The organism is Streptomyces sp. NPDC111507, assembly GCF_055638955.1.
Window position 1 is genome coordinate 292,363 of record NZ_JBVKBU010000001.1, and the last position, 12,717, is coordinate 305,079.

Consider the following 12,717-nt stretch of genomic DNA (forward strand, 5'->3'; position numbering starts at 1 on the left):
GGACCGGGCCCGAGGCCGGAACCCGACGCCGGCGCCGAGGCCGACGTCGGGACCGAAGCCGGAAACCGGGGCCGGGACCGAGGTCGGGACCGAGGCCCGAAACCGGGACCGGCGTCGGGCCCTGGGTCGGGATCGGAGCTGGGGTCGGAAATCTGGGCCGGGGTTTCAGGGGCTCGGTCGCCGGGGGCTAGTGCGCTGCGGATTCCCAGTCGGGGCCCGCGCCGACGGAGACGTCGAGGGGCGCCCGGAGATGAACGGCGGACGCCATCTCGCGGCGGACGAGCTCCTCGGTCTTGGCCCGCTCCCCAGGGGCGATCTCCAGGACGATTTCGTCGTGGACCTGGAGGAGCATGCGGGACTTGAGCCCGGCCTCGCGCAGCGCCCGGTCCACGTTCAGCATCGCGATCTTGACGATGTCCGCGGCCGTGCCCTGGATGGGGGCGTTGAGCGCCATGCGCTCGGCGGCCTCGCGACGCTGCCGGTTGTCGCTGTTGAGGTCGGGCAGATAGCGGCGGCGCCCGAAGAGCGTCGCCGTGTAGCCCGTGGCGCGGGCCTCGTCGACCGCCCGGCGCAGATAGTCCCGCACGCCTCCGAACCGCTCGAAGTACGTGTCCATCAACGCGCGCGCCTCACCCGCGTCGATGTTCAGCTGCTGGGAGAGTCCGAACGCCGACAGCCCATAGGCAAGGCCGTACGACATCGCCTTGATCTTGCGGCGCATCTCCGCGTCGACCGCCGAACGCTCGACCGAGAACACCTGCGACGCCACCGTCGTGTGCAGGTCCTCGCCCGACGTGAACGCCTCCAACAGGCCCTCGTCCTCGGACAGATGGGCCATCACGCGCAGTTCGATCTGGCTGTAGTCGGCCGTCATGAGGGACTCGAAGCCTTCGCCGACCACGAAGCCGCGACGGATCGCGCGACCCTCCTCCGTACGGACCGGGATGTTCTGCAGGTTCGGGTCCACCGACGAGAGCCGGCCCGTCGCGGCCACCGTCTGGTTGAACGTGGTGTGGATGCGGCCGTCCGCGGCGATCGTCTTGATCAGGCCCTCGACCGTCACCCGCAGCCTGGCCTGCTCACGGTGGCGCAGCATGACGACCGGCAGCTCGTGGTCGGTCTGCGTGGCCAGCCAGGCCAGCGCGTCCGCGTCCGTCGTGTAACCGGTCTTCGTCTTCTTCGTCTTGGGCAGGTCCAGCTCGCCGAAGAAGACCTCCTGGAGCTGCTTGGGCGAGCCGAGGTTGAACTCGTGCCCGACGGAGGCGTGGGCCTCCTTCACCGCCTGCTGCACAGCGCCGGCGAACATCTGCTCCATGGCTTCCAGGTGCGCCCGGTCCGCCGCGATGCCGTGCCGCTCCAGCCGGGCCAGCAGCGCCGACGTGGGCAGCTCCATGTCGCGCAGCAGCTCGGCCGCGCCGACCTCCGCCAGCTTCTCGCCGAACGCCTCGCCCAGGTCGAGGATCGTGCGGGCCTGCACCATCAGCGCCTCGGCCTCGGCCTGGTCGTCCGCACCGAAGGCCAGCTGGCCGTCGGCCGCCGCGGCGGGCCCCAGCTCCCGGCCCAGGTACTCCAGGGACAGCGCGTCCAGCGCGAAGGAGCGGCGGCCCGGCTTCACCAGATACGCGGCGAGCGCGGTGTCCATGGACACGCCCTCGATCGTCCACCCGTGCTCGGCGAAGACCCGCATCGCGCCCTTGGCGTTGTGCAGCACCTTGGGCTTCTTGGGGTCGGCGAGCCACTTCGCGAACGCGTTCTCGTCGGCCTCGTCCAGCCGCGAGGGGTCGAACCACGCCGCCGCCCCGTCCCCCGCGGCCAGCGCGACCTCGGCCACCGACCCCGAACCCAGCGCCCACGTGTCGACGGTGGCCAGACCCAGGACCGCCTTGCCGTCGTGCTCGGCGAGCCACGGCTTCAGCTCGCCCGCCCCCAGGACCGCCCCGTCCAGCTCGACCCCCTCGACGACCGGAGCGGCCGCCTCGGCCTCCGCCGTCCCTGGGTCGACGGCGAAGAGCCGCTCACGCAGGGAGGGGTTGCGGATCTCCAGGGTGTCCAGGACCGTCACGACCGCCGTACGGTCGTACGCCGCGCGCTCCAGGTCGGTGACCGTCTTCGGGAGCTCGACGTCCTTCACCATCTCCGTGAGACGGCGGTTGAGCTTCACCGCCTCCAGGTGGTCGCGGAGGTTCTGCCCGGCCTTGCCCTTGACCTCGTCGACGCGCTCGACGAGGTCCGCGAACGAACCGAACTGGTTGATCCACTTCGCGGCCGTCTTCTCACCGACGCCGGGGATGCCCGGCAGGTTGTCCGACGGGTCGCCACGCAACGCCGCGAAGTCGGGGTACTGCGCCGGCGTCAACCCGTACTTCTCGACGACCTTCTCCGGAGTGAAGCGGGTCAGCTCGGAGACGCCCTTCGTCGGGTACAGCACCGTCGTGTGCTCGGACACCAGCTGGAAGGAGTCGCGGTCACCGGTGACGATCAGGACCTCGAAGCCCTCGGCCTCGGCCTGCGTGGCGAGCGTCGCGATGATGTCGTCGGCCTCGAAGCCGTCGACCGCGAACCGCTGCGCGTGCATCGCGTCCAGCAGCTCGCCGATCAGCTCGACCTGCCCCTTGAACTCGTCCGGGGTCTTCGAACGGTTCGCCTTGTACTCCGTGAACTCCTCGGAGCGCCACGTCTTGCGCGAGACGTCGAACGCCACCGCGAAATGCGTGGGCGCCTCGTCGCGCAGCGTGTTCGCCAGCATCGACGCGAAACCATAGATCGCGTTCGTCGGCTGACCCGTCGCGGTCGTGAAATTCTCCGCGGGCAGCGCGAAGAACGCGCGGTACGCCAGCGAGTGCCCATCCATGAGCATCAGCCGCGGACGGCCCGCACCTGCGGTTTTCTCGGTCTTCTTCGATGCTGTTTCTGCCACGCCCCCGATCCTGCCACGCCCCACTGACAGTGCGGACCTCCCGGGACCGGCCGCCGTCATTGTCACCGGCCCGTGCGAGGATCCTCGATGTACTTCACACGTACAGGCGAAGGGGTTCAACGATGGCCAGCAAGCCGCCGGCAAGCGATCCGGTCCAGGACGCGCCACAGGTCACCGAGCCGAAGCGCGCCGCGGCCGGGCTGCCCGCCATCGGGCACACCCTGCGCATCGCCCAGCAGCAGATGGGGGTGAAGCGCACCGCGCTGACCCTCCTGCGCGTCAATCAGAAGGACGGCTTCGACTGCCCGGGCTGCGCCTGGCCCGAGCCGGAGCATCGGCACACGGCGGAGTTCTGCGAGAACGGCGCGAAGGCGGTCGCCGAGGAGGCCACCCTGCGCCGGGTCACCCCGGACTTCTTCGCCGCACATCCGGTCACCGACCTGCACGGCCGCAGCGGCTACTGGCTCGGCCAGCAGGGCCGCCTCACCCACCCCATGTACCTGCCCGAGGGCGCCGACCACTACGAGCCGGTCTCCTGGCAGCGCGCCTTCGACATCATCGCCGAGGAGCTCGCCGCCCTCGGCTCCCCCGACGAGGCCCTCTTCTACACCTCGGGGCGCACGAGCAACGAGGCCGCGTTCCTCTACCAGCTCTTCGCTCGCGAGCTCGGCACGAACAACCTGCCGGACTGTTCGAACATGTGCCACGAGTCCTCGGGCTCCGCGCTCTCCGAGACCATCGGCATCGGCAAGGGCAGCGTCCTGCTCGAGGACCTCTACAGGGCGGACCTGATCATCGTCGCCGGGCAGAACCCCGGCACCAACCACCCGCGCATGCTCTCCGCCCTGGAGAAGGCCAAGGCCAACGGCGCGAAGATCATCAGCGTCAACCCGCTGCCCGAAGCGGGCCTGGCGCGCTTCAAGAACCCGCAGACCCCCCAGGGCATGCTCAAGGGCGCCGCCCTCACCGACCTGTTCCTGCAGATCCGCCTCGGCGGCGACCAGGCCCTCTTCCGCCTCCTGAACAAGCTCGTCCTGGAGACCGAGGGCGCGGTCGACGAGGACTTCATCGCCGAACACACCCACGGCTACGAGGAGTTCGCGGCCACCGCCCGCGCCGCCGACTGGGACGAGACCCTCACCGCGACGGGCCTCACCCGCGAGGAGATCGACGAGACCCTCCGCCTCGTCCTGTCCTCCCAGCGCACCATCGTCTGCTGGGCCATGGGCCTCACCCAGCACAAGCACTCCGTGCCCACGATCCGCGAAGTGGTCAACTTCCTGCTGCTGCGCGGCAACATCGGCCGTCCCGGCGCGGGCGTCTGCCCGGTCCGCGGCCACTCGAACGTGCAGGGCGACCGCACCATGGGCATCTTCGAGCGCCCCGCCCCGGCCTTCCTGGACGCCCTGGAGAAGGAGTTCGGCTTCGCCCCGCCCCGCGAGCACGGCTACGACGTCGTACGGGCCATCCGCGCCCTGCGCGACGGCGACGCGAAGGTCTTCTTCGCCATGGGCGGCAACTTCGTCTCCGCCTCCCCCGACACCGACGTCACCGAGGCCGCCATGCGCCGCGCCCGCCTCACGGTGCACGTCTCGACCAAGCTCAACCGCTCCCACGTCGTCACCGGCGCCCGCGCCCTGATCCTGCCCACCCTCGGACGGACCGAGCGCGACCTCCAGGGCAGCGGCGAGCAGTTCGTGACCGTCGAGGACTCCATGGGCATGGTCCACGCCTCACGCGGCCGTCTGAAACCCGCGGGCGAGCACCTCCTGTCCGAGCCGGCCATCGTCTGCCGCCTCGCCCGCCGCGTGCTCGGCGAGACCTCCCGCACCCCCTGGGAAGAGTTCGAGAAGGACTACGCCACGATCCGCGACCGCATCGCGCGCGTGATCCCCGGCTTCGACGACTTCAACGCGCGCGTCGCCGACCCCGCCGGCTTCGCTCTCCCCCACGCCCCCCGCGACGAACGCCGCTTCCCCACCGCGACCGGCAAGGCCAACTTCACCGCCGCGCCCGTCGAGTACCCGAAGCTCCCCGAAGGCCGCCTCCTCCTCCAGACCCTCCGCTCGCACGACCAGTACAACACCACCATCTACGGCCTCGACGACCGCTACAGGGGCATAAAGAACGGCCGCCGAGTGGTCCTCGTCAACCCCGAGGACGCCCGCGCACTGAACGTCACCGACGGCTCGTACGTCGACCTCGTCAGCGAATGGCGCGACGGCATAGAGCGGCGCGCCGCCGGCTTCCGCGTCGTGCACTACCCGACCGCCCGCGGCTGCGCCGCCGCGTACTACCCGGAGACCAACGTCCTCATCCCTCTCGACGCCACCGCGGACACCAGTAACACCCCGGCCAGCAAGTCCGTCGTGGTCCGTCTGGAACAATCGGCCACCGACTGAGCGTTCGCTCAGCCAGTCAGCCAGAGAGATCGACGACGATCGGAGCCGGCCCCCATGGGCGAGCAGAGCCAAGTGAAGTTCCCGCAAGAGGTCATCGACGAGTACGCCGCACTCGGCGTCGACCTGCCCGCCCTCTTCTCGGCAGGCCACCTCGGCACCCGCATGGGCGTACAGATCATCGAGGCCTCCGCGGACCGGGTCGTCGGCACCATGCCGGTGGAGGGCAACACCCAGCCGTACGGCCTCCTGCACGGCGGCGCCTCCGCCGTCCTCGCGGAGACCCTCGGCTCGGTCGGCTCCATGCTTCACGGCGGCAGCTCCAAGATCGCCGTAGGCGTCGACCTGAACTGCACCCACCATCGCGGCGCCCGCTCCGGCCTCGTCACCGGCGTGGCCACCCCCGTACACCGCGGGCGCACGACGGCGACGTACGAGATCGTCATCACCGACGAGAACGACAAGCGCGTCTGCACCGCCCGCCTCACCTGCCTCCTGCGCGACGTCACCCCCACCGACACCGCCCGCACAAGCCAGCTCTGACCCCCACCCACCACTCACCACTCACCGACAGCCGAGTGCGGCGACCGGGGGGCAGGAGACAACTGCCCCCCACTCACCGGCAGTCGGGACTCACCGGCAGTCAGGCGCGGCGGGCAGGGGACGGAGCGGAGGCGTCCGTCCGCAGCGGCCGGCGCGTCAACACCGGCCCCTTCCGGGACCGACCGATGCCGCGCCTGACCGAGGACGGATACCTCCGCCCCGGACCCGCCCCCCACACCCCTCCCGCACGCCCCCGGCCGCCGCCCCGCCCCCGCGCGCACCCGCCCGCCGCAACCGCACTCCAATACGCCGGAGTTATCGGAAATCAGCGGCAACTCGCAACCCTTTCAGGCGACTTCACTCGCCTTCACGAGACCCGCCCGCCCGGACCGCACCGCGTGCGCCCAAATACCGTGTACGCCGACCGAACTCCTAGTTCCCTTTTCTCGACGTAACGCTGCGTAACACGCGCGCAATACGGCATCAGAGTTCCGTCTTCGACGGCCCGCACTCCCGCGACCTCTCCCGGCGACTCCACGCGACCTGCGACGCCGTCCGACCGCGACCTTCGCCCACGCGCAACCGGAAGTGCGGATTCTCAACATGTGGAACGAGAAGAATTTCCGCCAAATCGGCCGAGAATACCCGTCCCTGAAGTCCGCCAACCGGCACGTCATAACAAGAAAGTCACAAGCCAGCCCACGGCGATGCCCGGGCCCACAGACAGGCTTAGAGTCACGGCCAGTCACCGCGCCGCCGGGCGCGTCTGCAGCACGGCTCGGTATCACCCAGTACGGCCCGGCGAGACACACGGCAGCTCAGCAGGGCTGCTGCGCCAGGGAGAGGATTCAACGTGCGACAGCGTTCTTTGGTCATACTCACCTCCGTGCTCACCACCGGAGCACTCACGCTGACCGCCTGCGGTTCGCGTGACAACAGCGGGGACAAGAGCAGCAGCAGCAAGACCGAGATCATCATCGGCGTTGACGCTCCGCTGACCGGTCAGAACTCCGCAACCGGCCTCGGCATCCAGGGCGGCGTGCAGATCGCCGTCGACGACGCCAACAAGAACAACACCGTCCCCGGCGTGACCTTCAAGGTCCAGGCGCTCGACGACAAGGCGATCCCGGCCAGCGGCCAGCAGAACGCCACCGCCCTCGTCAACAACGAGAAGGTCCTCGGCGTCGTCGGCCCGCTGAACTCCGGTGTCGCCACGCAGATGCAGCAGGTCTTCTCGGCCGCCAACCTGGTCGAGATCTCGCCCTCCAACACGGCGCCCGAGCTCACCCAGGGCAAGAACTGGCAGACCTCGAAGACGCGCCCGTTCAAGACGTACTTCCGCACGGCCACCACCGACGCCCTCCAGGGCGGCTTCGCGGCCGAGTACGCGTCCACCACGCTCAAGAAGAAGAACGTCTTCGTCGTCGACGACAAGCAGACCTACGGCGCGGGCCTGGCCAAGCTGTTCAAGGCCGGCTTCACCAAGAGCGGCGGCAAGGTCGCCGGCGAGGACCACGTCAACACCGGCGACACCGACTTCTCCGCCCTCGTCACCAAGATCAAGAACTCCAAGGCCGACCTGGTCTACTACGGCGGCCAGTACGACGAGTCGGAGAAGCTCACCAAGCAGCTCAAGGACGGCGGAGTCAAGATCCCGCTGTTCGGTGGTGACGGCATGTTCAGCGACACCTACATCCAGACCGCCGGCAAGACCTCCGAGGGTGACCTGGCCACCTCCGTCGGCCAGCCCGTCGACTCCCTGCCCTCCGCCGCGGACTTCATCAAGAAGTACAAGGCCTCCGGCCTCAAGGGCGACTACGGCACCTACGGTGGCTACTCCTACGACGCCGCGACCGCCATCATCAAGGCGATCGCCAACGTCGTGAAGGACGGCAAGATCCCCGACGGCGCCCGCGCCAAGATCGTGGACGAGGTCCAGAAGACGAAGTTCGAGGGCATCGCCGGCCCCGTCTCCTTCGACGAGTACGGCGACACCACCAACAAGCAGCTCACCGTCTACCAGGTCACGGGCGGCAAGTGGAAGGCCGTCAAGAGCGGCACGTTCAACGGCTGATCCGATCCGATCCCGGCTGATTTCAGCTGATTCCAGCCAACTCCAGCTGAACCCAGCCAACTCCAGCTGATCCCAGCTGATTCGAGATCCGCCGCTAGCTACACCCCAGGGCCGCGCGGCCAAGACCACACGTCACCGCGCGGCCCGCCCCATATCCCCCCGTTCACTCTCCCCACCCACATGGAGGCCATGCGGTGAACACCCTGCCGCAGCAGCTGGCCAACGGGCTGTTCCTCGGCTCGATGTACGGGCTGATCGCCATCGGCTACACGATGGTGTACGGCATCGTCCAGCTCATCAACTTCGCCCACGGCGAGATCTTCATGACCGGAGGCTTCGGCGCACTCACGGTCTACCTCTACGTCCTGCCCGACGGCACATCCATGTGGATAGCCCTCCCAGCGATGCTCATCGGCGGCGGACTCGTCGCCGTCCTCATCGCCGTCGGGGCGGAACGGTTCGCCTACCGACCACTGCGCGGCGCGCCACGCCTGGCACCCCTCATCACCGCCATCGGCCTCTCCCTCGCGCTCCAGCAGGCCGTCTTCAACTGGTACCCGAACGCCAAGACCGACCGCAACTTCCCGCAGATCGACGCCGGACCCTGGCACATCGGGTCCATCAGCATCAGCAGCGGCTCGCTCTTCGTCATCGTCGCCGCCCCGCTCTGCATGGCGGCCCTCGCCCTCTTCGTCAGCATGTCCCGCACCGGCCGCGCGATGCAGGCCACCGCCCAAGACCCTGACACCGCCCAGCTCATGGGCATCGACACCAACAAGATCATCGTGATCGCCTTCGCCATCGGCGGCTTCTTCGCCGCCGTCGCCGCCGTCTCCTACGGCCTGCGCTACGGCTCGATCCAGTACAACATGGGCTTCCAGATGGGCCTCAAGGCCTTCACCGCCGCAGTCCTCGGCGGCATCGGCAACATCTACGGCGCCATGATCGGCGGCCTCGTCCTCGGCCTCGCCGAGACCATGGCCACCTCCTACATCGACGGCATCCCCGGCATGCAGCAGCTCGGCGGCGGCGGCTGGTCCTCCGTCTGGGCCTTCGTCCTCCTCATCCTCGTACTGCTGTTCAGGCCACAAGGCCTGGTCGGCGAACGCGTCGCGGACAGGGCGTGACCACCATGGCAACCACCGAGAACACCTCCGAGATCACCGCCCCCGCACGCGGCCTGATCGCACTCCCCCAGACCGCCGCGCGCGCCCTCGTCGCCGTCGGCGCCGTCGCCACCATCGCCAGCACCTTCATGTCGTGGACCTACACGGCCGACTTCCCCGGGGACCTCACCTACTACGGCTCCCCGGCCGGCCTCCAGATCCTCGACCTCGTCGCCGGCGCGATCACCCTGCTCTTCGCGCTCACCCTCTTCGGCGTCCGCGGCCTGCGCTGGCTCAACCCGGCAGGCGCCACCGCGCCCGTCGTCCTCGCCGCCGCCTCCGCGTTCGCCGTCAGCTGGTTCAGCGCCATCGCCATCGCGGTCGACCTCAAGGGCCTCGTCGCCCTCGACCCCGGCGCCTACGTCACCGCCATCGGCTCCCTGATCGCCCTCGTCGGCGCCCTCGCTCTCCCGAGCCCCGGCAACACCTTCAAGGACTGGGTCAGCAAGCCCGACCGCATCCCCGCGGCCGAGCAGCTCCCCGGCTGGGCCGAGCGCCTCGTCATCACCGGCGCCACCGCCGTCGCCCTGATCGTCTTCACGTACGGCATCGGCGTCGACCCCGACGCCAGCGAGACCTTCATCGGCTACCTGCTGCTCGTCGTCCTCGGCACCTGGGCACTCCAGGCCGCCGGACTCTTCGACCGGTTCGCCACGCTCAACGCCCGCCACAAGGGATTCGCCACCTCCATGGCGTTCCTCGCCGCGGCGGTCTTCCCCTTCGTCGAGAACAACGAGCACAACGCCAACCTCGGCGTGAACATCCTCGTCGTCGCCACCGTCGCCCTCGGCCTGAACATCGTCGTCGGCCTCACCGGACTCCTCGACCTCGGATACGTCGCCTTCCTCGGCGTAGGCGCCTACGCCGCGGCCCTCGTCTCCGGCTCCGAGTTCTCCCGCTTCTCCGGCGTCCAGTTCCCCTTCTGGGCCGCCATGCTCACCGGCATGGCCGCGTCGCTCGTCTTCGGCGTCCTCATCGGCGCCCCCACCCTGCGACTGCGCGGCGACTACCTCGCCATCGTCACCCTCGGCTTCGGAGAGATCTTCCGCATCTCCGTCAACAACCTCGACGGCTCCTCCGGACCGAACCTGACCAACGGCCCCAACGGCATCTCGATGATCCCGGACCTCGACATCTTCGGGTTCAACCTCGGGAACTCGCACGACATCGGCTCGATCACCCTCGGCCGCTTCGCGAACTACTTCCTGCTGATGCTGATCATCACCGGCATCGTCGTGATCGTCTTCAACCGCGCCGCCGACTCCCGTATCGGCCGCTCCTGGATCGCGATCCGCGAGGACGAGACCGCCGCGACCGCCATGGGCATCAACGGCTTCCGCGTCAAGCTCATCGCCTTCGCCCTCGGCGCCTCCCTCGCCGGCCTCGCCGGCACGGTCAGCGCCCACGTCGGCTACAGCGTCAACCCGGCCCCGTACCAGTTCGCCGGCTCCGTACCGCCCAACTCCGCGTTCCTGCTGGCCGCGGTCGTCCTCGGCGGCATGGGCACGGTCAACGGCCCCATCCTCGGCGCCACCCTGCTCTACCTCCTCCCCGAGAAGCTCGGCTTCCTGAAGGAGTACCAGCTCTTCGCCTTCGGCATCGCGCTCGTGATCCTCATGCGCTTCCGCCCCGAAGGCATCATCGCCAACCGCCGCCGCCAGCTCGAATTCCACGAGTCCGACGACACCATCGACATCCCCGAACAGGGCCTGCCCGACTCCACCGTCGGCGTCACCAAGGCAGGGGCGTGACCCACATGACCACCACCACGGCCACCAGCCCCGTACTCGAGGCCAGCGGCGTCACCATGCGCTTCGGCGGCCTCACCGCCGTCCGCAGCGTCGACCTCACCGTCAACTCGGGCGAGATCGTCGGCCTCATCGGCCCCAACGGCGCCGGCAAGACGACCTTCTTCAACTGCCTCACCGGCCTCTACGTGCCGACCGAGGGCAAGGTCTCCTACAAGGGCACCGTCCTCCCGCCCAAGCCCCACCTCGTCACCAGCGCCGGCATCGCCCGCACCTTCCAGAACATCCGGCTCTTCGCCAACATGACCGTCCTGGAGAACGTGCTCGTCGGCCGCCACACCAGGACCAAGGAAGGCCTCTGGTCGGCCCTCCTGCGCGGCCCCGGCTTCCGCAAGGCAGAAGCCGCCTCCCGCGAACGCGCCATGGAACTGCTGGAGTTCATCGGCCTCGACCACAAGGCCGACCACCTCTCCCGCAACCTCCCCTACGGCGAACAGCGCAAGCTCGAAATCGCCCGCGCCATGGCGAGCGAACCGGGACTGCTGCTCCTGGACGAGCCCACGGCCGGCATGAACCCCCAGGAGACACGCGCGACCGAAGACCTCGTCTTCGCCATCCGCGACAGGGGCATCGCCGTCCTCGTCATCGAGCACGACATGCGCTTCATCTTCAACCTGTCCGACCGCGTCGCCTGCCTCGTCCAGGGCGAGAAGCTCGTCGAGGGCACCTCCGAGGTCGTCCAGGGCGACGAACGCGTCATCGCCGCCTACCTCGGCACCCCCTTCGAGGGCGCCCCCGGCGCGGAGGAACTCGCCGAGGTCGAAGCCGCCGAGGCGGCGGAGGCCACGGACACCCCCGAGCCCACGGACACTCCCGAGCCCACGGACGCTCCCGAGCCAACGGAAGCCTCCGAGACTCCCGAGGCCACCGAGACTCCTGAGGCCGCCGAGAGCGACGCCGCCGCGGAGGGCACCACCAGCAAGGAAGGAAACGCCCAGTGACCGCACTGCTCGAGGTCGAAGACCTCAAGGTCGCCTACGGCAAGATCGAAGCCGTCAAGGGCATCTCCTTCTCCGTCGAAGCCGGCCAGATCGTCACCCTCATCGGCACCAACGGCGCCGGCAAGACGACCACCCTGCGCACCCTCTCCGGGCTCCTCAAGCCCACCGCGGGCCGCATCACCTTCGACGGCAAACCCCTCAGCAACATCCCCGCCCACAAGATCGTCTCCCTGGGCCTCGCCCACTCCCCCGAGGGACGCCACATCTTCCCCCGGCTGACGATCACCGAGAACCTCCAGCTCGGCGCGTTCCTGCGCACCGACAAGGCGGGCATCGAGAAGGACATCCAGCGCGCCTACGACCTCTTCCCCATCCTGGGTGAACGCCGCAAGCAGGCCGCGGGAACCCTCTCCGGCGGCGAACAGCAGATGCTGGCCATGGGCCGCGCGCTCATGTCCCAGCCCAAGCTGCTCATGCTCGACGAACCCTCCATGGGCCTCTCGCCGATCATGATGCAGAAGATCATGGCCACCATCGCCGAACTCAAGGCCGACGGTACGACCATCCTCCTCGTCGAGCAGAACGCCCAGGCGGCGCTCTCCCTCGCCGACCAGGGACACGTCATGGAGGTCGGCAACATCGTCCTCTCCGGCACCGGGCAGGACCTGCTGCACGACGAGTCGGTACGCAAGGCCTACCTGGGCGAGGACTGAGACCGGGCTCCGGCCGTACGACCGTACAGCCGCTGCACGAAGAGGCCCGGGGGCCCCAAGGGGGGGGAGTTGGGAACCTCGGAATCAGACCAAAAAACTCCCCACCCGGCCCGGAAAAGCAGACCCCAACTTCCACCCCACCTTGCCCAACCCCCT

8 protein-coding genes are annotated in these 12,717 nt (G+C 69.0%); 7 read left to right on the forward strand and 1 reads right to left on the reverse strand.

All coding sequences use genetic code 11. The features are described 5' to 3' along the window. Nucleotides 1-187 precede the first annotated feature (187 nt). Nucleotides 188-2,917 (reverse strand): DNA polymerase I, encoded by a 2,730-nt coding sequence (gene polA / locus ACZ7M2_RS01355; RefSeq protein ID WP_471593676.1) that lies wholly within the window; start codon nucleotides 2,915-2,917, stop codon nucleotides 188-190. A gap of 122 nt (nucleotides 2,918-3,039) precedes the next feature. Between polA and ACZ7M2_RS01360 the strand changes: the two genes are divergently transcribed. The 7 genes from ACZ7M2_RS01360 to ACZ7M2_RS01390 all read left to right on the forward strand — a co-directional run bounded on the left by ACZ7M2_RS01360 (nucleotide 3,040) and on the right by ACZ7M2_RS01390 (nucleotide 12,561). Next, nucleotides 3,040-5,319, forward strand: coding sequence for an FdhF/YdeP family oxidoreductase (locus ACZ7M2_RS01360; RefSeq protein ID WP_471593677.1), 2,280 nt, complete (start codon nucleotides 3,040-3,042; stop codon nucleotides 5,317-5,319). A 54-nt stretch (nucleotides 5,320-5,373) separates the two neighbouring features. Then, nucleotides 5,374-5,859, forward strand: coding sequence for a PaaI family thioesterase (locus ACZ7M2_RS01365; protein WP_352046504.1), 486 nt, complete (start codon nucleotides 5,374-5,376; stop codon nucleotides 5,857-5,859). Between the two features lie 853 nt (nucleotides 5,860-6,712). Beyond that, nucleotides 6,713-7,933 carry a branched-chain amino acid ABC transporter substrate-binding protein gene (locus ACZ7M2_RS01370; RefSeq protein ID WP_471593678.1) on the forward strand — a complete coding sequence of 407 codons (1,221 nt, stop codon included), beginning with the start codon at nucleotides 6,713-6,715 and terminating at the stop codon, nucleotides 7,931-7,933. A 194-nt stretch (nucleotides 7,934-8,127) separates the two neighbouring features. Continuing rightward, nucleotides 8,128-9,060 carry a branched-chain amino acid ABC transporter permease gene (locus tag ACZ7M2_RS01375; protein ID WP_075026312.1) on the forward strand — a complete coding sequence of 311 codons (933 nt, stop codon included), beginning with the start codon at nucleotides 8,128-8,130 and terminating at the stop codon, nucleotides 9,058-9,060. Nucleotides 9,061-9,065: 5 nt separating this feature from the next. Next, nucleotides 9,066-10,850 carry a branched-chain amino acid ABC transporter permease gene (locus ACZ7M2_RS01380; protein WP_471594496.1) on the forward strand — a complete coding sequence of 595 codons (1,785 nt, stop codon included), beginning with the start codon at nucleotides 9,066-9,068 and terminating at the stop codon, nucleotides 10,848-10,850. Continuing rightward, complete coding sequence (locus ACZ7M2_RS01385) at nucleotides 10,847-11,848, forward strand: ABC transporter ATP-binding protein (RefSeq protein WP_471593679.1); 1,002 nt, start codon at nucleotides 10,847-10,849, stop codon at nucleotides 11,846-11,848. The genes ACZ7M2_RS01380 and ACZ7M2_RS01385 overlap by 4 nt, the downstream gene beginning before the upstream one ends. Continuing rightward, complete coding sequence (locus ACZ7M2_RS01390; protein WP_067363973.1) at nucleotides 11,845-12,561, forward strand: ABC transporter ATP-binding protein; 717 nt, start codon at nucleotides 11,845-11,847, stop codon at nucleotides 12,559-12,561. The genes ACZ7M2_RS01385 and ACZ7M2_RS01390 overlap by 4 nt, the downstream gene beginning before the upstream one ends. The last annotated feature ends 156 nt before the right edge of the window (nucleotides 12,562-12,717 follow it).

Coding starts and splice junctions, on each gene's coding strand:
- ACZ7M2_RS01360 (WP_471593677.1), top strand. CDS start 3,040: ATGGCCAGCAAGCCGCCGGCAAGCGATCCGGTCCAGGACGCGCCACAG.
- ACZ7M2_RS01365 (WP_352046504.1), top strand. CDS start 5,374: ATGGGCGAGCAGAGCCAAGTGAAGTTCCCGCAAGAGGTCATCGACGAG.
- ACZ7M2_RS01380 (WP_471594496.1), top strand. CDS start 9,066: ATGGCAACCACCGAGAACACCTCCGAGATCACCGCCCCCGCACGCGGC.